This window comes from Pseudacidovorax sp. NFM-22, from assembly GCF_021401245.1.
In the GTDB taxonomy this organism is placed as follows: Bacteria; Pseudomonadota; Gammaproteobacteria; order Burkholderiales; family Burkholderiaceae_C; genus Xenophilus.
Map to the genome: position 1 here is coordinate 839,957 of NZ_JACBFY010000001.1, position 18,122 is coordinate 858,078.

16 protein-coding genes are annotated in these 18,122 nt (G+C 70.9%); 7 read left to right on the forward strand and 9 right to left on the reverse strand.

The window, feature by feature from the left end; genetic code table 11:
• Positions 1 to 5: 5 nt before the first annotated feature.
• Positions 6 to 2,564, reverse strand: a complete 2,559-nt coding sequence (locus L0984_RS03795; protein WP_234192404.1) for a YadA-like family protein — start codon at positions 2,562 to 2,564, stop codon at positions 6 to 8.
• 586 nt (positions 2,565 to 3,150) lie between these two features.
• Positions 3,151 to 4,365 carry an aspartyl protease family protein gene (locus tag L0984_RS03800; RefSeq protein ID WP_234192405.1) on the reverse strand — a complete coding sequence of 405 codons (1,215 nt, stop codon included), beginning with the start codon at positions 4,363 to 4,365 and terminating at the stop codon, positions 3,151 to 3,153.
• Positions 4,366 to 4,522: 157 nt separating this feature from the next.
• On the opposite strand from L0984_RS03800, the gene L0984_RS03805 reads away from it, so the two are divergent.
• On the forward strand, positions 4,523 to 4,999 hold the full coding sequence (locus L0984_RS03805) for a hypothetical protein (RefSeq protein WP_234192406.1): 477 nt from the start codon (positions 4,523 to 4,525) through the stop codon (positions 4,997 to 4,999).
• Positions 5,000 to 5,011: 12 nt separating this feature from the next.
• Complete coding sequence (locus L0984_RS03810) at positions 5,012 to 5,248, forward strand: helix-turn-helix domain-containing protein (RefSeq protein ID WP_234192407.1); 237 nt, start codon at positions 5,012 to 5,014, stop codon at positions 5,246 to 5,248.
• Between the two features lie 140 nt (positions 5,249 to 5,388).
• Here L0984_RS03810 and L0984_RS03815 read toward each other — a convergent pair whose 3' ends face one another.
• From L0984_RS03815 to msrA, 7 genes are all read right to left on the reverse strand, one after another.
• A complete protein-coding gene (locus L0984_RS03815; RefSeq protein ID WP_370645882.1) occupies positions 5,389 to 6,624 on the reverse strand; it encodes an OmpA family protein in 1,236 nt (411 codons plus the stop codon).
• Positions 6,621 to 6,935 (reverse strand): hypothetical protein, encoded by a 315-nt coding sequence (locus L0984_RS03820; protein WP_234192409.1) that lies wholly within the window; start codon positions 6,933 to 6,935, stop codon positions 6,621 to 6,623. The genes L0984_RS03815 and L0984_RS03820 overlap by 4 nt, the downstream gene beginning before the upstream one ends.
• Before the next feature lie 243 nt (positions 6,936 to 7,178).
• On the reverse strand, positions 7,179 to 9,275 hold the full coding sequence (locus L0984_RS03825) for a TonB-dependent receptor (RefSeq protein WP_234192410.1): 2,097 nt from the start codon (positions 9,273 to 9,275) through the stop codon (positions 7,179 to 7,181).
• Positions 9,276 to 9,358: 83 nt separating this feature from the next.
• On the reverse strand, positions 9,359 to 9,742 hold the full coding sequence (locus L0984_RS03830) for a hypothetical protein (protein ID WP_234192411.1): 384 nt from the start codon (positions 9,740 to 9,742) through the stop codon (positions 9,359 to 9,361).
• 215 nt (positions 9,743 to 9,957) lie between these two features.
• The gene (locus L0984_RS03835; RefSeq protein ID WP_234192412.1) at positions 9,958 to 12,138 is read right to left on the reverse strand and encodes a TonB-dependent receptor; all 2,181 of its coding nucleotides are present in this window, start codon (positions 12,136 to 12,138) and stop codon (positions 9,958 to 9,960) included.
• An 80-nt stretch (positions 12,139 to 12,218) separates the two neighbouring features.
• Positions 12,219 to 12,644, reverse strand: a complete 426-nt coding sequence (locus L0984_RS03840; RefSeq protein WP_234192413.1) for a hypothetical protein — start codon at positions 12,642 to 12,644, stop codon at positions 12,219 to 12,221.
• A 40-nt stretch (positions 12,645 to 12,684) separates the two neighbouring features.
• Positions 12,685 to 13,245, reverse strand: a complete 561-nt coding sequence (gene msrA, locus L0984_RS03845) for a peptide-methionine (S)-S-oxide reductase MsrA (protein WP_234192414.1) — start codon at positions 13,243 to 13,245, stop codon at positions 12,685 to 12,687.
• A gap of 112 nt (positions 13,246 to 13,357) precedes the next feature.
• Between msrA and L0984_RS03850 the strand changes: the two genes are divergently transcribed.
• The 5 genes from L0984_RS03850 to alr all read left to right on the forward strand — a co-directional run bounded on the left by L0984_RS03850 (position 13,358) and on the right by alr (position 17,872).
• Positions 13,358 to 14,059 (forward strand): TetR/AcrR family transcriptional regulator, encoded by a 702-nt coding sequence (locus tag L0984_RS03850; protein ID WP_234192415.1) that lies wholly within the window; start codon positions 13,358 to 13,360, stop codon positions 14,057 to 14,059.
• Positions 14,060 to 14,100: 41 nt separating this feature from the next.
• Positions 14,101 to 14,772, forward strand: a complete 672-nt coding sequence (locus L0984_RS03855; protein ID WP_234192416.1) for a protein-L-isoaspartate O-methyltransferase family protein — start codon at positions 14,101 to 14,103, stop codon at positions 14,770 to 14,772.
• Between the two features lie 111 nt (positions 14,773 to 14,883).
• Entirely contained in the window at positions 14,884 to 15,225 is a 342-nt protein-coding gene (locus L0984_RS03860; protein WP_234192417.1) for a rhodanese-like domain-containing protein, read from the forward strand.
• 13 nt (positions 15,226 to 15,238) lie between these two features.
• The gene (locus L0984_RS03865; RefSeq protein ID WP_234192418.1) at positions 15,239 to 16,600 is read left to right on the forward strand and encodes a TolC family outer membrane protein; all 1,362 of its coding nucleotides are present in this window, start codon (positions 15,239 to 15,241) and stop codon (positions 16,598 to 16,600) included.
• Positions 16,601 to 16,729: 129 nt separating this feature from the next.
• Complete coding sequence (gene alr, locus L0984_RS03870; RefSeq protein ID WP_234192419.1) at positions 16,730 to 17,872, forward strand: alanine racemase; 1,143 nt, start codon at positions 16,730 to 16,732, stop codon at positions 17,870 to 17,872.
• Positions 17,873 to 18,122 lie beyond the last annotated feature (250 nt).

Genomic DNA, 18,122 nt, shown 5'->3' on the forward strand with positions numbered 1-18,122 from the left:
CCCGCTCACTCGAAGGCCCCGGACAGGCCCACGCGGATGCCCACGCTGCCCTGCGTGTCGGCCGACACGCCGCCATTGACGCTCCAGCGGCCGTCACCCGAGGTGCTGCGCAGGGACATGCCGAAGGCCGACTGCCCGCCGTAGTAGCCCATGCCGGCGCCGTAGGTCACCTTGCCGGCCAGGTACGGCGCGGTCTCCATCGACATGGCCGCGGCGGTGCCCGCCGATGCCTTGCGGGCCACCTGGTCGATGTTCTGCTTCAGCGACCCGGCGACGGCGTCGGTGTACGCATTGGCGCTGGCCACGCCGGCCTGCAGCTGGTTGAGGTTGACGGCATCCGTTCCCTTGACGCCCGGCGCCACATTGGAGATGACGGTGCCCTGCGGCGCCTGCCCGTTGCCGAGCACCACTGACGAGTAGTCGACGCCGCCGTCGGCGCGGCTGGCGTAGGCGACGCTGGACTGCTGTACCGAGCGCAGTTGCCGCACGTTGACGGCGTCGGTGTCGGCGGTGCCGCCGGCCACGTTGGTGATCTGCCGCTCGGCACCCGCGCTGCCCACCGACACCGCGCCCGCCGTCGAGGTGACGCGCACGCCGCTGAAGGCCTCGCTCGCGCCGTTCATGCCGGCGCGGTCGGCCACGGCGCCCGCGCCCAGGGCCACGCCGCCGGTCGCGCTGGCCACCGCCGCGCCGCCGATGGCCACCGACTGGCCGGCCCCCGAGGTGGCGCCGGCGCCCAGGGCCACGCTGCTCGCGCCCGCCGACGCGGCATTCACGCCGATGGCGGTGGAAAGCAGGCCCGTCGCGCCGTCGTTGTTGTAGTTGCCGCCGGGCGTGCCGCCATCGTTCACGCCCACGTAGTGCGTGCGGCTGGCCTCGGTCGCGGCGAGCCGGGCCACCAGGGCGCCGATCGCGTCGTTGGTGGCATAGAGCTGGCTGCCGTTGACGGCATCGGTGCTGTCGGCGCTCAGGCGGCCGGCCGCGACGTTCTGAATCTGCCGCTCGGCGCCGACCTGGCCCACGCTGACGACACCGGCCGCGGTGCCACCCGCGAAGCTGTACTGCGTGCCATCGAGCACGGTCCCGGCCGTGGAGGTGGCGGCCCGGGTGGTGCTGCCATTGCCCAGCGCCACGCTGTTGGCCTCGGTGGCCTTGGCGCCCGCACCGAGGGCCGTCGACTGGTCGCCCGAGGCCTGCGCGGCACTGCCCGCGGCCAGCGCGTCGGCGCCGGTGGCCGTGGGCGCCGCGTATTGCGTGGCCGAGCCGCTGACCCAGCGCTCGGTGTTCACGCCCTGCACCGCGGCCTGCAGCTGGCCGAGGTTGACGGCATCGGTGGCCTTGACGCCGTTGCCCACGTTGGCGATGGCCGCGCCGCCGGCATCGATGCCGCTGGCGGTCACGCTCGGCCCGCCCACGATCACCAGGCCCTGCGGCCCGAGGTTGACCGCGCTGCCCATCTGCAGGCCGCTGGCGCTCAGCACGTTGGTGCCGACCGTCACGCTGTCGAAGTTCACGTCCCGGGCGGTGGAGACGCGCAGGCCGTTGGCCGTGCGCTCGACGGAGATGTTGGAGCCCTGGCTCACGTCCACCGTGTCGCCGGCGGAGACCTTGCGGTCGTCGGCCGAATTGACGCTCAGCCGCCAGCCCGCATCGGTGCTCGCCTTGACCGAGTCGATGGCCTGCTGCGCCGCATAGAGCTGGCTGCCGTTGACCGCGTCGGTGCTGGCGGCGCTGACGCTGCCCGGCGCCAGGTGGATCAGCTGGCGCTCCGCGCCCGGCGCGCCGATGCTCGCCACCCCGCTCGCGGTGCCGGCATAGGCGTAGTTGACGCCGCCCACCGTGCCGCTGGCGACCTGGGCGGCGGCGCGGTCCTGGCTGTTGCGCCCCAGCACCACGCTGCCGGCCTGGGTGGCCATGGCATTGCTGCCGATGGCCACGGCATAGGCCCCGGTGGCCTGCGCGCGATTGCCCGCGGCGATGGCGCCGTCGGCGCCGGCATTGCTGTCGCTGCCCAGCGCGATGGCGCCGGCATTGCCCATCGCGGCGGCCCGGGTGCCGATGGCCAGGCCGGCCGCGCCGCCCACGTTGGCCGACTGCCCCAGGGCGATGCCACTGGCCGCATTGGCCTGCGCCATGGAGCCCAGGGCCACGGACCCATCCGCCGTGGCGCGCGAGCTCTCGCCCGCTGCAAGGCTGCGCGCGCCCGCGGCGACCGACTGGTCACCCAGGGCCGAGGCGCGCGCACCGGAGGCATTGGCATAGCCACCGACCGCCACCGTGCCGGCGGCCGCGAAGCTGTTGGAGCCCACGGCCACGGCCGAGGCGGCGGCGCCGCCGCCGTTGGCGCGGGCGTTCTCGCCGAAGGCCAGGTCGCCCCGGCCATTGGGACCGGTGCTGGCGCCGGCCCCGACCGCCACCGAGGCCTCGCCCGCCGAGGTGGCCTGGGCACCGACGGCCACCGCGTTCAGCGGCACCGCCTGCGCCTGCGCGCCGATGGCGACGCTGCCGATGGCCGTGGCGACGGGGCCGTCGGCGCAGGCCCCCGCCGACGTCGTCAGATTCACTGAAATTCCGGTGGTCGAACCGGAATTCTGGGCACCCTGGCAATTGGCCGCCGTCGCCGCCGAGACGCCGCCCGAGAAAAGGAAATAAAGGGCCGAGGCACCGGCGATCCGATGAAAAACCGGTCGACGACGCAAATGAAATGGAAGGGGCGCGGACAGGGGTTGCGAGACGCCTGCAAGCGGTTCCTGCGTTGTCATTTCAATGTGTCTCCGCAAAAAACTGCCTTTGCAAAATAGCCAGGACTCGCTTCATGCTAGCGAGGGCCCCGCTGGAGACGAGCGTCCAGATGCCCCGTTTTTGTTAACTAACTTACACATCCGGACCATCATTGCAACCGTTGCAAGTGTGGCAGGCGCCGCGAACCGCCGAATTGGAGGGACGTCGATCAATTCATCCGAACGGGCCGGGCCTCGTAAATCGCAATACGCGCCGAATTCGCCCTCGACCAAACGGAGGATTGACGCCGTCTTTTGCGACCTTGCGGCGCTTAACTGCGCAAAGCCAAGCCCAGCGATTCGAGAGCCACTGCAATCGAGCGTGCGCCCAAAGGTCGTTCACTCAACAGGGGTGGGGCAAACCCGCGCCTCACACCATTTCCCTGAGGATCAAGGTGCGCGGCCCTGCCGACGTCAGCAGTCGCACCGGGCTGCCGGGAGCCCCACGCAAGGCCGTGCGAAGCGCCCAGCCTTGCGCCGAGCCGATGGGCAGGCCATTGACCTCTCGCAGCACGTCACCGACCCGCAGCCCCGCCGCCGCCGCCGGCCCATCGGCCAGGACTTCGGCCACCTGCAGCACCTGGCCCGTGTCACGCCAGATGAAGCCGGCGCGCGGGCCCGGGAATGCCTCGCCGAAGGCGGCATTGGGCGTCAGGGCCAGGTGGCCCTCCGATGCCGCCAGCCCCAGGTCGAAGCGCCGCAGCACCTCACCGCCGATGTTGCCGAGCCAGGCATCGGTGGCGAACAGGCCTGCGCGGGCCAGCGACAGCTCGACCACGGGACGCTGGAGCAGGTGCCCGCCCAATTGCAGCGCGTGCGCACGTACGCAATCGGCGTGGTCGACGCCGCCGGTTGTCACGCCGGTCGCCATGCGCACGCCCGGGCCCCAGCGTGTGCGCAGCGCCAGCCGCTCCACGGCGGGTGTGAACAGCGTGACCGCCTGGCCCGCGCCCGTGTCGATGGAAAACCAGCCGGCGATGCCATCCACCTCGGCCTCGACCAGCAACTTGCCCGACGCATGGCGCCGCAGCGGCAGCAAAGGGCCGGGGCCGAGCAGTTGGCGCACCCCTTGCCGCGCGGTGGCCGCCACCCCCTCGAGAAGGCCTTCGGCATAGCGGATGCGGATGGCACAGGCCCGCAGGAAGTCGGCGCCGAGCACGCCGTCCCAGGGAAACTCACGGGGGAACGCGGTGACATAGACAGGCTGCCCACGGCCCACGGCCCCGCCCACCGCAAAGTGCGGGACCACCGCGCGACGGATCTCCCCGGAGGGCCCGCTGCCGCCAGAGCCGGGCACCACGCCATCCGAGAGCGCCAGTCCGAGCAAGCGCGCCAGCCGCACATCCAGCACGGTCGCATCGGCACCTGTGTCCAGCACCAGCGCGGCGTCATGCCCTTGCAGGCGTGCCGTGACGATGGGATAGGGATCCTCGATCCGCAACGGCACCTGCCAGAGGTCCGATGCGGCGGGGAGCACCATCGCGCTGCGACCGCTGCAAGCGCCGAGGCAGGCCGCACCCGTGAGGCCCGCCAGTCGCTGAACAAACTGCCTTCGCTTGGCTGATAATTGCTGTATGACAAACATAAATTTCTGTTTTACAGAAACTTATGTGATCGGCGCTGGCCTGTCAAGCGCCGGAAAGGACTCCTGCATGCACCCCCTGCCACCCTCTCCTGGCCCCACTCGGCCTCGCTCGACCCGACGCGCCGTCCTGCTCGGAGGGTGTGCGCTGCTGGCGGGCGTGCTGTTGCCGCTGGCCACGGCCGTGGCGCTCTGGCGCACGCCGGCCGCTCAGTGGCTCGCGCAGGTTCAGCCCACAGCGCATCACCTGACAGGGGCCGCAGCCACGTTGCATTGGTCTGTCTGGGCGGTGGTGGCTTTTCTGGCCATGGCGCCCGTGCTGGTGATGGGCGCAGCCCTGTACTGGGCAGGCCTCGGTCTGATGCGCCTTGCGGACGCCAAGGCGCTGTCTCGGACCCTGGTGCTCCAACTGCGACGTTTCGCCGCGTGCACGCTGGCCGCGGCGGTGCTGGGTACGCTGTGCCCGACCCTGATCCATGGGGTGCTGTCCGCCGCGCTGGGCGGACCGCTTCAGCTGTCGCTGGGCGTGGATTCGCGCGACATCGTCCTGTTGCTGTTTGCAGCCGTCACGTGGCAGCTCGCGGCTTTGCTCGACGAAGCCACGACCATCGCCGACGAGTACGCGCAAATTGTCTGATCCCTCGCGACCATGCCCATCCACGTGACCCTGAGCGTCGTCCTTGCGCAGCGCAACGTGCGCGCCAAGGACCTCGCCGCCTTCGTCGGTATCACGGAAGCCAACCTGTCGCTGCTGCGGCGCGGCCATGTGAAGGGCATCCGCTTCGACACCCTCGAGCGCATCTGCGCCTATCTGCAGTGCCAGCCCGGCGATCTGCTGACCTACGCGGAGGATGCAAGGGCGCCATCGGCCGGGGACGAAGGGTAGCCGTTCCCGCCCGCGGCCTCGGGGGGTCTTTGTCGGTACACCAGGTTCGGAGCGCCGGGAGTGGCGCCGGACCGAGCCAGGTGTCCGCCTTCATGAAAGCCACGGCGTCGGCACGCCGGCGCACGGGAATCCGCGCGGCCTCAGGACGAGGCGGCGCAATCCTCGACCTTGAATTCCACGCGCCGGTCCAGCGCGTCGCTGGCGTCGTCGGCACCGGTGCCGACGATGTTCTCGCGGAAGCCCATGCCGGCTTCCTTGAGGCGCTTGGCCAGGCTGGGCGCCTCGGCGGCCAGGCGCATGCGCACCACGGTCGCGCGCTGCAGCGACAGCCGCTCGTTGACCGATTCCGAGCCGGTGCGGCTGGTGTGGCCCGTCACGAGCAGGCAGTTATTGCTCATCTGCGCCGCCTGGCGGGCGATCTGGCGCAACCACATCGGATAGACGCCGCTGATGCGCGAATCGTTCAGGAACTCCGTGGAGCCGGGCCGGAAGAGGAACTTCACGCTCAGCTTGCTGGCCTCCAGGCCCAGCTTGGCCAACTGGCCGAAGCTGCGCTCGGCGTCCGCGGTGCGGCCCAGCTGCATCTGCGTGAGGTACAGGCCGTTGTACACGCGCAGTTGCTGGCCGTCGGGCCGCTGTGCGGCGGCCTCGTAGCGGGTCAGCGCCTCCTGCCAGCGGCCGGCGGCATAGGCGTCGATGGCCTCCTGCAGCACGGCGGTGGTGGGCAGGCGCTGCAGGTACAGCGCATCCGCCTGCTGGCCGGCGGGCGTCTGGCTGGTGCGGATGTAGCCGTCGACGGCGCGGTCGCGGGTGCTGACGGGGCTGTCGCGGTAGAAGGCGGTAGGCCGGGTGTCCAGCTTCTCGTCGGCGATGCGCGCCACGGTCTGCGCGACCACGGTGCCGCTCTTGAGTTCGGTCAGCGCCAGGGCCAGTTGCCAGCGGCCGGCCGAGGCATCGGCCTGGCGGGTCAACGTGCCGCTGAGCACGTACTGCGCCTGCTCCACGGCCTGGCTGTCGACCTGGTTGACGGTGAACTGGCTGAAGCGCTCCTGCATGCGCTGCACGATGCGCTGCTGGGCGGCCTGCGTCACTTCGGTCTGCTGGCCGGTGGTGCCGTCGAGCAGCGGGTCGATGACGATGCGGCTCTTCTGCAGGCGCGATTCGACGCGGGCCAGGAAGGCCGGCATCTTCTGCGTCTGCACCATCAGGTCGTCCACCGCCTGCTGCACGGCGCGGTCGAAGGGCATGACCTCGGTGGAAGGCGCGGCCTTGTTGGCACACGCGGCGAGCAGCGTGCCCGCAGCCGCGATCAGCAGCAGCGCCCAGAGGCGCATCCAGGCACGGAGAACAACAGCGGCAACGGCAGACGGATTCAACATTCGCTCCTCAGGTAGGCCATGTCCTGCGCCGACAGCGGTTCTCCCACCGCGGCGCGCATGTTGATGTCGATGCACCGGCGCGAGGCCGGCGGGCGTGGTGGCGGCGGGGGCGCCGCCGCTTCGGTGGACACGGGGGCGGCGGCCGGCGCGGGCCGGCTGCGCGCGGCCGGACGGGGCGCGGGCGGCGGCGCGGCCTCCGCAGGGGCCGGCGTCGGCGCCGGCCGCGGCAGGGCCAGGCAGGGCGTCGGGCACGGCGGTGGCGCATCGGCCGCCACCACGGGCGCAGCAGGCGCCAGCCATCCGCCCATGCCCAGCATCCACGCCCCTGCGAGCGCCGTCCCGCGCATTCGCGCTCAACCCACGCGCACGCAGACGCCGGACGGCATGGCAGGGCCCGCTGTCCGGCTGTCCAGGCGAGCCGTGTGGAACATCATCCCGAAGAATGTAGAGGAACTATGTCACGGCGAACGCTTGCCGAATGGCCGGTCCGCCGAATGGCATAGGCGCGGGGCCGGGTGGTGGACCGCCCTGCCCCGCCCTTCGGCGGCCGATCAGAAATCGACGCGCAGCCCCACCTTCACGCTGCGGCCGGGCAGCGGCGCGCGGGGGTAGACGGTGGTGGTCAGGATGGACGTGGCGCTGTAGGCCAGCTCGTTGCCCAGGTTGTCCACCCGCGCGTACCACAGCAGGCTGGCGCGCTGCACCTTCATCCGGTAGCCGAGCGAGGCGTTCCACAGGGTGTAGCTGTCCGTGGCCCGATCAGTGGCCGGCACGCGCTTCTGCGCGGCGTAGTGGTCGAAGCCCACGCGTGCGCTCCACGGGCCGCTGGTCCAGGCCAGCGTGGCGCCCACGCGCACCGGGGCGATGCGCGGCAGCGCTTCCCCCGTGTCGGTGTTCGTGGCGCGCACGGCGTCGGCGCGCCATTCCAGGTCGAGGTTGCCGCCGGCTTGCGGACGCACACCGTCGCTGCCCAGCAGGCGCAGGCTGCCGCTGGCCTCGAGGCCGGTGAAGCGGGCCCGCACGCCGCGGTAGACGTATTCGGCCAGCAGCTCCTCGTCCAGCGCGGCGGCCAGGGCTTCCTCCGAGCCACCGGCAAAGGACTCGCCCTCGTCGTTGCGCAGGTTGCCCGTGGCCGTCAGGCCGATGTAGTTGCGGAACTTCGACCAGTAGGCGTTGACGCGCGCGTTGTGGGGCCCGGACTTCCACTGCGCGCCGATGTCCGCGCCCAGCGAGCGCTCCTTCTGCAGGTTGGTGTCGCCCACTTCCCAGGCGGCGGTGGCCACGTGGGGGCCGTTGGCGAACAGCTCGTAGTCCTTCGGCGCGCGCTCGGTGTAGGCCAGGTTGCCCGTGATCTGCCACTGCGGCGCCACGTTGTAGAGCAGGCCGAAGGAGGCGCTGTGCGGGTTGAAGCTGCGCTCGCCCAGCGCGAAGCGGGTGATGCTCGGATCGTCCGGATAGCCCTGCGACGACACCTTCACCCGCTCGGTGCGCGCGCCGAAACTCAGCTTGCCCCAGGACAGCGGCAGCTCCTCGTACAGGAAGAGCGCGTCGCTGCGCGTGCGGCTGTGCGGCGCGAAGGCCTCCTCCCCGTCCGCGGCGAAGCGCGTGCGCTCGCTCTGCAGGCCGATCAGGCCCTCGAAGCCCGCGATGGGCCGGTGCCGTGCCTCGATGCGCAGGTCGTTGCCGTTGTTGCTGAAGGTGGTGCCGGGCGAGCCGCCCTCGTATTCGGTGTGCTTGTAGTCGGTGTGGCTGGCCTTGGCATGGATGCTGGTAAAGAAGCCGCCCGGGCGCCACTCGCCCTCGATGGCCTGGCGCTGCTGGCGCATGCCGATGGTGACGTCGTCCTCGGCCACGGTGCCGTAGTTGCTGCGGTAGTCGCTCACCGAGGCGCCGATCCAGCCCGCGCCGCCGAAGAACAGCGTGCCGCCCACGGCGCCGCCGCGGCTTTCGGAGGCCGAGTTGCAGATGCGCTTCTGCAGCACGTTGACGCCGCCCTTGCCGCACTCCAGCCAGGTGGGCGCGTTCACGTCATCGGCATGGCGGCGGAAGGCGTCGACATGCAGCGCGAAACGGTCGTTGCCGCCTTCGAGCACCACGGCGCCGCTGCCTTCCTTGCTGCCGCTGGCGTAGCTGGCATCGGCGCGACCGCCAAAGCCGTTGATCGGTTCCGTGGGGATGCGGTTGTCGATCACGTTGACCACGCCGCCCACGGCGCTGCCGCCGTACAGCAGCGCACCGGGGCCGCGCAGCACCTCGATGCGGTCGGTGACGAGGGCGTCGGTGGGCACCGCATGGTCATAGCTCAAGGCCGAGGCATCGAGCGAAGACCCGCCATTGGAGAGGATGCGGATGCGGTCGCCGTCCTGCCCGCGGATGGTGGGCCGGCTGGCGTTGGGGCCGAAGTAGGTGCTGGAGACGCCGGGCAGGCCCTGCAGCGTCTCGCCCAGCGTGGACTGGCTGCGGAAGAGCAGCGCGCTACCCGACAGCGCCTCGACCGGCGCAATGGATTCCGCTGCGCCGAGCGGGTTGCCCGTGAAGGTGATGGTGTTCAGCGTGGCGCCAGCGGGGGCGGACTGGGCATGGGCCAGCGCGGACAGGGCGAAAAGAACGGCCGCGCCGATGGCGTGGCGATGGAACTGGGGGTTCATGTGGAAGCACTCGTTGAATTCGAAAGGACGTGCCGCCACCGCCCGCACGGGGCGGTCGCGGCAGCGTCGGGGAAGCAGGGAATTCAGCGAGCGCCGGGTGGACCGCGTGCATCGAAGTGCACGGTCCATCGGTAGATGGCCTGGACCGGAAGGCAGGCGAAGGTGGCCGCGGGCAGCGCGACCGGCAGCAGCACCAGTGGCACGCCCGGCAGGCCGGCGCCGTGCGAGAGCACGTCGTACAGCCGGCATTCCGCGTCGGTCCTGTCCGCGAACAGCGCATGCAGCCAGGCGTGACGCGGCGCCGATCCCTGGGCGGTGGCGCCCGCGGCGGGCGCCGCGAGCACGGTGGCACGCGCACGCCCGTCCAACGCATGCAGGCTGCCATGCACCAGGCCGAGCGTCGTCGTCGCCCACACGGCCAGCAGCAGTGCGAGCGCGACGAAGCGCGACGGCCTGGAGCGCGTCATCCGCAGCAGTTCCTTCAAATCAGTTTTCCACGGCGCTGCGTGCCAGCCGCGCCGCACGGAAATGGCGCGGTGACAAGGATCGAACGGCCGCGGAGCAGGCCATGCCAGGGCACCCGAGGAACTGGCTTTGCCAGGCCTCTGGGTGCGCCCCCCTCCAAGCCGAAGGCGCAAGAGAGGGGGGAGCCGCGAAGCGGCATGGGGGGTGCTTTTTCACCTTAGAAGTGCGTGGTCATGCTCACGTACAGGCTGCGGCGGGTGCCGTACTGCGGCGCGCCCACCCCGACGCCCGTGCCGTCGCGCAGCAGGTACTTCTCGTCGAACAGGTTCAGCACCGCGATGCGGCCCACCACGTCGCCGCCGTCGCCGTACTTCCAGGTGTGGGAGTAGGCGGCATTGACCACCGTGTAGTGCGGCAGCGCGGCGCTGTTGGGCGCGCCGCCGTCGGGCGTGCGCCGCAGGCCGCTGCCGTAGATCACGTCGCCGCTGACCTGGTTGTCGCCGAAGCGGTAGCTGGCGCCGGCCGAGGCCGTGTAGGTCTGGTCATGGTCCAGGTACACGTAGTGGTTGGCGATGTAGCTCAGCTCGTCCGCACCGAAGAGCGACTGGCTGGACACGATGTTCTTGCCCATCGCCTTTTGGTAGGCCAGGTTGGCGTAGGCGGCCCAGTGGTCGTCGCTGTAGCGGGCCGACAGCTCCAGCCCGCGCGCGAAGCCCTGGGCATAGTTGAAGGGCGACAGGATCAGCGCCTGGCCGAACTGGCCTTCGTCGAGCAGGTCGTCGATGTGCTTGTAGTACGCATCGGCCGACAGCGACAGGTGATCGCCCACCTTCTGGTCCACGCCGATGTCGAAGTAGCGCGAGCGCTCGGCCTTCACCGGGTCGGAGTTGGCCACCTCGGGCTGGTTGGTGGTGCCGGTGTAGAGGTTGATGCTCTGCTGCGAGGCCAGCTCCTGCGGCGGCGGCGTGAAGTAGCGGGCGAAGCCGGCATGCAGCGCGGTGGTGTCCGTGGCCGCATAGGCCAAGTTCAGCCGCGGGCTCCACTGGTGCTCCTTGGTGTACGCGTTCACGCTGTCGTAGCGCAGGCCGTAGTTGAAGGTGAGCTTCGGGTCGATGCGCCACTCGTCCTGCAGGTACAGGCTGGCCAGCTCGCCGGTCTTGCCCGAGTTGTCGTTGATGAGCACCGGCGTGTCGCCCACCTGCGCGCCCGAGTCGTCGACCGGGAACACGTTCACCGCATTGAGGCTGCGCGTGCTGGCCCGGGTGTAGAGCCCGCCGAAGCGCAGCGTGTGGGCATCGCCCAGCTTGTACGAGGCATCGGCCTGCAGGCCGTTGGACGAGTTGGTGCGCTCGGTGTCCGAGGCCACGCCGTTGTAGATCAGGTCGCCGACCGGGTCGGGCCGGTAGTGCAGGCTCGAGTACTGGTGGAAGGCCGAGAACTGGAAGTCCAGCGCACCCAGCGACTTCTGGTACGACAGCGCGACGAAACGCGTGCTCTCGTCCTGGCGCTCGCGCACGTCCGACGACGGCAGGCCGTTGTAGCCGGAGTCCAGGTCGCTGAAGCCCGCCAGCGAGAAGGCCGGCGACTGGTTCGGGTTGGTCGGGATGCGGAACTTGCCGTCGTAGGTGCCGAACATCAGGCCCAGCCGCGTGTCGTCGTCCAGGTAATACGAGAAGTTGCCGAAGGTCTTGCCCTGGCGGGTGCGGTCGTTCTGGGCGTTGAGGGTGGGCTGCGGGTTCTCGATGCCCTGGCTGTTGCCCACGCCGCTGGCCGAGAGGTAGTAGCTCAGGTTGCCCGTGGTGCCGTAGACCGAGCCACTGCCTTCCAGCGTGTCATGGCTGCCGATGGTGAAGCCCAGCGAGCCGCCGGGCTTGCCGAAGCCCTGCTTCGTCTGGATGTCGACCACGCCCGCGGTGCGCAGGCCGTACTGCGCCGGCAGCGCGCCGGTCAGGTAGGTGATCGAGTCGATGTAGCGCGTGTCCAGCGTCTGGCCGAAGCCGGAGATGCCTTCGGGCAGTTGCACGCCGTTGATGCGGTACTGCACGTTGCCGTGGTCGTCGCGCACATGCAGCGAGCCGGAGGCCTTGGAGTCCTTGGCCACGCCGGGCAGGGTGAGCAGCACGTCGTCCAGCGGCGTGGCGTCACCCTTGCCGAGCGCGCCGATGGCGCTCTGGTCGATGCGGTAGGCGGTGGCGCCGGTCTCGGGCGACAGCTCCATGCGCGCCTTCTTCAGGCGCTCGGAGGTGACCTCGACGGTGGACAGCGTCTGGGGCTGGGCGGGGGTTGCCACGCCGGAGGCGGCGTTGCCCGTGGGCGCGGCGTCCTGCGCGAAAGCGGGCGCGCACAGGAGCGCGAGAACGGCAATGCCGACGGCACTGCGGGGGAATGTCTGGATCATGAGAAGTCACTGGCGAATCGATGAACAGGCCCCCGCCGCCCGCGCAGGTGCGGGCGGCAGAAGCCAGGACTCAGGAAGATTCAGCGAGTGACGGGCGGACCGCGCGCGTCGAAGAGCGCCACCCAGCGCCGCAGCGCCTCGCCCTGCATGAAGGCGAACACCGCCGCCGGTGGCAGGGTGGGCAGCACGGGCAGCACGAGGGTGGGCATGGCCGCATCGTGCTGGAGCTGGTCCAGGATCAGGCAGAGCGCACTGCCGTCGTCATGGTCGTCGAACAGGGCCGCCAGGCCGTGGTGCGCGGCATGCGCGAGGGACGGGGTCCCCGAGGCACCGGCGATGGCGCCATGGCCGGCACCGTGTGCATGGGCCACCGTCACATGGCCGCCACCCGCATGCATGTGCAGGGTTCGGTGCATGAGCCCCAGCGCCGACGCGAACACCAGCACCCACGCCAGCGCGATGGCCAGCGCAGGCAAGGCGGTCGGGCGAAGCAAGCGGGGCGGCATGCGGGCGCGAGGTTCTTCTTGCGTGCAGGGATGGAGGGCCTCAGCCCTTCTTCACCCGCTCGGCAAAGGTCTTGCGGAACTTCTCGACCTTGGGCGCCACGACGAAGGCGCAGTAGCCCTGGTTGGGATGCTTGACGAAGTAGTCCTGGTGGTAGGCCTCGGCCGGCCAGTAGCGCTGCAGCGGCGCGATCTCGGTCACGATGGGCACGCCGCCATAGGCCTGGTGGCTGGCCAGCTCGGCCACCACCTCGCGCACCGTGGCCAGCTGCGCCTCGTCGGTGGTGTAGATGGCGCTGCGGTACTGCGGCCCGACGTCGTTGCCCTGGCGGTCGGGCGTGGTCGGGTCGTGCACGACGAAGAAGATGTGCAGGATCTCGCGCAGGTCGATGACGGCCGGGTCGAACTGCACCTTGATCACTTCGGCATGGCCGGTGGTGCCGCTGCAGACCTGCTCGTAGGTGGGATGGTCCACATGCCCGTTGGCATAGCCCGATTCCACGTCCAGCACGCCTTCCACGCGGTCGAAGACGGCCTCGGTGCACCAGAAGCAACCGCCCCCGAGGACGATGGTCTGCAGCGATGCGGATGGGGTCTCGGACATGGCGCTTCTCCTGGGCAAACCGGTGATTGTGCCGCCTCGCCTTGACGCCCACGGAATCGGCGGCCAATAATTAATAACCAACCGGTCATTAATTTCGCTTCCCTCCCCGCCCATGGGTTCCTCTTCCTCCCTGCCCTGCCGACTGCGCGACGCCATGACCGGCGCCAAGCGCGCGCGCCGCAAGGAGGCCCGGCCGGGCGAGCTGCTGCAGGCGGCGCTCGACCTGTTCGTCGAGAAGGGCTTCGCCGCCACCCGGTCGGAAGACGTCGCCGCGCGTGCGGGCGTCTCCAAGGGCACGCTGTTCCTGTACTTCGGCTCCAAGGACGAGCTGTTCAAGGCGGTCGTCACCGAGAACCTGGCCGGCCGCTTCACCGAGTGGAACCAGGAGTTCGAGAGCTTCGAAGGCAGCAGCCCCGAGATGCTGCGCTACGCGCTGAACACCTGGTGGCAACGCGTGGGCAGCACGCAGGTGTCGGGCATCAGCAAGCTGATGATGAGCGAGGGACGCAACTTCCCCGAGCTGTCGGCCTTCTACCACCAGAGCGTGGTGGCACCGGGCAATGCGCTGGTGCGGCGCATCCTGGAACGCGGCACCGCCCGCGGCGAGTTCCGCGCCATGGACCTGGACCAGGCCGTGCATGCGGTGGTGGCACCGCTGCTCTTCATGATCCTGTGGAAGCATGCGCCCGAGGTGTGCGGCGGCACGGCCGCGCTGGATCCGGCGCGCTATCTGGCCGCGCAGGCCGACCTGCTGCTGCACGGCATGTGCACCCGGCAGGGGCTGGCCGCGGACGGCGGCGCGGCAGGCTCCTAGAATCCCGGGCTTTGTCCGTTCTGCGTCGCCCCGCCCCCACCATGACCGCCTCCCTCGTCACCGATCCCCTGCGCTTCAACATGATCGAGCAGCAGATCCGCCCCTGGAACGTGCTCGACCTCGAGATCCTGGAACTGCTGACCGAAGTGCGCCGCGAAGACTACGTGCCCGCCGCCCACCGCAGCATGGCCTTCTTCGACATGGACATCCCGCTCGGCGACGGCCCCGGCCAGGTCATGCTCTCGCCCAAGATGGAGGCGCGCCTGCTGCAGGACCTGCAGATCAAGAAGACCGACTCCGTGCTCGAGATCGGCACCGGCTCCGGCTACATGGCCGCCCTGCTCGGCGCCCGGGCCGCCCGCGTGCTGACGCTGGAAATCGACCCCACCCTGGCCGCCGCCGCTGCCCAGACCCTGCAGCGCAACGGTGTCACCAACGTCGAGGTGCGCCAGGCCGACGGCGCCAAGCCCCTGCCCAGCGGCCCGACCTTCGACGTGATCCTGCTCAGCGGCTCCGTCGCCCGCATCCCGCAGAACCTGCTGGGCTCGCTGAACATCGGCGGCCGGCTGGCGGCCATCGTCGGCGACGAGCCGGTGATGCGCGCCCATTTCGTCACCCGCACGGCCGAAGGCAAGTGGGACACCCAGGAACCCTGGGACACCATCGCCCCGCGCCTGCTCAACTTTCCGGAGCCCTCGCGCTTCAACTTCTGACCGGCTCCGACCGCGCCTTTGCCGTCACCCGATCGCGCTGAGCCTGTCGAAGCGCCGAGCCGGGAATTCGATGGGGCGCCCAGGCCGGTCTTCTGCCCGCCCAGCGCCACCATGATCGACCAAGTCCCCCCCGCCCACCTGCAAGCCTGGTTCGACCAGGCGCCCGACGCGCCGGCCGTGGTGCTCGACGTGCGCGAACCCTGGGAGCTGCAGACCGCCAGCGTGAAGCCCGAGGCCGGCTTCACCGTGGTGGCCGTGCCCATGAACGAGATCCCCGCGCGCCTGGCGGAGCTGGACCCGGCCCAGCGCATCGCCTGCCTGTGCCACCACGGCGCCCGCAGCCAGCGCGTGGCGGCCTTCCTGGCCCACAACGGCTACGCGCAGATCGCCAACATCAGCGGCGGCATCGACGCCTGGTCGCAGCAGCGCGACCCTTCCGTTCCCCGTTACTGAGCGGCGCACGCCCATGCGCCCGCTCGTTCTTCGCGCGGTGGCCCTGGCGGCCACCACGCTGGCCCTGCACGGGCCGGCCGCCGCCCAGAGCCTGGGCAGCCTCTACGACGCCGCCCGCGGCTACGACGCCAGCTACCAGGCCGCCCGGGCCCAGGCCGAGGCGACCACGGCCCGCGGCGAGCAGGCCCGCGCCGGCATCCTGCCGCAGGTGGGTTTCGCGGCCAGCGCCTCGCGCACCGACTCCGAGATCCGCACGCCCGCCGGTACCGGCCCGCGCGACTTCACCACCACCCAGGTCGGGGTGCAGGCCACGCAGCCGATCTACCGCCCCGCCAACTGGGCCAGCTACCGGCAGGGCCAGCGGCAGGCCGCGCTGGCCCTGGCCCAGCTGCAGCTGGCCGAGCAGGACCTGATCGTGCGGGTGGGTCAGGCCTACTTCGATTTGCTTTCAGCCGAGGACAACCTGCGGCTCATCCGCGCCCAGAAGGCCGCCGTGGCCGAGCAGCGCGCCACGGCCCAGCGCAACTTCGACGTGGGCAATGCCACCGTCACCGACCAGCGCGAGGCGCAGGCCCGCTACGACCTGGTGGTGGCGCAGGAGATCGCGGCCGAGAACGACCGCCAGGTGCGGCAGGTGGCGCTGGACCAACTCGTGGGCCGCAGCGGGGCAGCGCCCTGGGCGCCGGTCGCGTCCGCCCTGCCCGCGCCGCCGCAGCCGGCCGACCTGGGCACCTGGGTCGCGCTGGCCGAGGACGCGCATCCCGCCATCGCCCAGGCGCGCATCGGCGTGGACGTGGCGGCGCTCGAGACCGAGAAGGCCCGCGCCGGCCACCTGCCCACCATCGACGCCACGCTGAGCTATGGCGTCAACCGCAATCCGCAGGGCACGCTGACCACCACGACGCGCACCACGGTCGACGCGGCCCAAGCGGGCGTGCAGCTGAACCTGCCGCTGTTCGCCGGCTTCGCGGTGCAGAACCGCATCCGCGAGACCCTGGCGCTGGAAGACCAGGCCCGCGCCCAGCTCGACGGCGCCCGCCGCAACGTGGCGCAGGCCACGCGCACGGCCTGGCTGAGCCTGGCTTCGGGGCGCAGCCGGGTCGCCGCGCTCGAAGCCGCCGAGGCCTCCAGCCGCAGCGCGCTCGAAGCGACACAACTGGGCTACCAGGTGGGCGTGCGCGTGAGCCTGGATGTGCTCAACGCCCAGGCCCAGCTCTACCAGACGCAGCGCGACCTGGCCGCCGCCCGCTATGCCGTGCTGCTGGGCGACCTGCGCCTGCGGCAGGCGGCCGGCACGCTGGACGCAGAGGCACTGCGCCCCATCGACGCCTTGCTGGCGCCGGCCCCGATGGCCGAAGCCAACCCGGCACGCTGACGCGATACGCACCACCCCGGCCGTCAATCCTGCGGCCGATCCCCGCAAAAACCGTGAAGGCTGCGGCGGGCTGCTGTCTATAGTCCCGTTCTTTGCCGCCCAGCACCGTGAATCGCGGTGATCGCGCCGATGAACGCCTCTGTCGCTCCCTCCCGTCTTGCCCCTGCCGCGGCCGATGCGGCCGCCCTGCCCGTCTCCGACCGTCCTTCGCGGGCCCTCATCGATCTCGATGCGCTGCGCCACAACTACCGGCTCGCGCGCCAGCGCCACGGCGGGCGGGCCTTCGCCACCGTCAAGGCCGACGCCTATGGCCACGGCGCCGTGCGCTGTGCACAGGCGTTGGCCGGCGAAGCCGACGGCTTCGCGGTCGCCTTTCTGGCCGAAGCCCATCCGCTGCGCGCCGCGGGGCTGACCCAGCCAATCCTGATCCTGGAGGGCTGCTTTTCCGCCGCCGAGCTGGTGGCCGCGCATGCGCTGGGCTGCTGGGTGGTGGTGCACCACGAGGCCCAGCTGCGCGCCGTCGAGGCGCATCCGGAACTCACCGACCTGAACGTCTGGCTGAAGGTGGACAGCGGCATGCACCGCGCCGGCTTTGCGCCGGCCGAGGTGCGCGAAGTACACCGTCGGCTCTCGGCCTGCCCACAGGTCGCGAAGATCACGCTGATGACGCACTTCGCCCGCGCCGACGAGCCCGACAGCCCGGCCACCGCCGAGCAGATCGCCTGCTTCGAGGCCGCGACGGCCGGCCTGCCAGGTGAACGCAGCCTGGCCAATTCGGCTGGCGTGCTGGCCTGGCCGGCGGCCCGTGGCGACTGGGCGCGGCCCGGCATCCTGCTGTACGGGGCCGATCCGCTGCCCGTGCCCGATCCGGCCCTGCGCGCCGTGATGACGCTGGAGAGCGAGGTCTTCGCGGTGCGCGATCTCCAGCCCGGCGACCCCCTGGGCTACGGCGCGCGCTTCGTGGCCGATGCGCCCTGCCGCGTGGGGCTGGTGGCGGTGGGCTATGCGGACGGCTACCCGCGCGTGGTGCCCACGGGCACGCCGGTCCTCGTCGGCGAGCACGCGAGCCGCATCGTGGGCCGCGTGTCGATGGACATGCTGACGGTCGACCTGACGGCCCTGCCCGGCGAAGGCATCGGCAGCCGGGTGGAACTGTGGGGACCACGGGTGCCCATCAACACCATCGCCGCCGCGGCGGGAACGATCAGCTACGAGCTGCTGTGCCATGTGCGGCGTGTGCCGCGGGTGTATGTGGACGGCGCTGCCGCCTGAACGCGGCGGCCGGACGCGCGGGAGCTGAACACAGAAAACGGCCCCCTGCACGACGGACTTGACTCCCTCTCCCCTTGCGGGAGAGGGCCGGGGAGAGGGGCCGCGGCGCATCCACGACCGCCCACCTTCGCGAGAGTTGCCCCCTCTCCCCCACCCCTCTCCCGCAAGGGGCGAGGGGCTTGAAACAGCGCCGACGCACACCGGGCTTGGCTCCCGCTCCCCTTGTGTGAGAGGGGCTCGCTCCGCGCGT